This is a genomic window from Vibrio sp. 1401 (genome assembly GCF_033340295.1).
This window is the reverse complement of sequence record NZ_JAWOWF010000432.1, coordinates 1-660: the sequence shown is the minus strand read 5'-3', so window position 1 is coordinate 660 and position 660 is coordinate 1. Positions and strand designations below refer to the sequence as shown.

Here is a 660-nt window from a genome sequence, read left to right as displayed (position 1 = left end):
CTGCTATCGCTCAAACTTGTCACCAATTCAACACACCGTTTGTTGTTGTTCGCGCTATCTCTGACGTAGCAGACAAAGAATCACCAATGAGCTTCGAAGAGTTCCTACCGCTAGCAGCGAAAAGCTCTTCAGAAATGGTATTCAAGATGCTGGAACTGGTTAAGTAATCCAAGTCATTCATGGAAGAAATTTTTCAGCAATTCTATGCTAACGGTGCGCTCCTCGTGATGTGGGGCGCATTACTGTTTCACCTGATCCTCCCTATTCCTCATTCCGCTCACCCTGCGACTTTATGGCGCAAGGTAGCCGAACAATTAGCAGAGAAAGTAAATAACCACCATAGCTATTCACAAAGCATTCTCTCAGGAAGCCTCGCTCTTATTTTGATGACATTGCCGTGTTTGGTGCTCTTAATCGCTCTAAAGCCCTTAGTTTGGCAAGAGCCTCTGTACGAACTTGCTCTGTTACTATTAGCGTTAGATTGGCGAAGTTGCGAAACCCTCACCAAACAACTTGCCCTCGCCTTGTCGCGTGAGGATAAAACGTGCTGTCGCGAGCTACTCAAGCCTTTTGTGAATCGTGATACCGAAACGTTATCGCTTGTCGGTATAGGTAAAGCCGGAGCTGAAACCATCATTATGGGCTTTGGTCGCAATGTAG

At 46.2% G+C, this 660-nt stretch carries 1 protein-coding gene and 1 pseudogene; both read left to right on the top strand.

The window, feature by feature from the left end; genetic code table 11:
• Positions 1-167 (top strand): annotated as a pseudogene (locus R7Z77_RS26065) (5'-methylthioadenosine/S-adenosylhomocysteine nucleosidase); the annotation flags it as partial.
• 12 nt (positions 168-179) lie between these two features.
• A partial coding sequence (locus R7Z77_RS26060; RefSeq protein WP_318137140.1) for a cobalamin biosynthesis protein occupies positions 180-660 on the top strand: 481 nt, incomplete at its 3' end.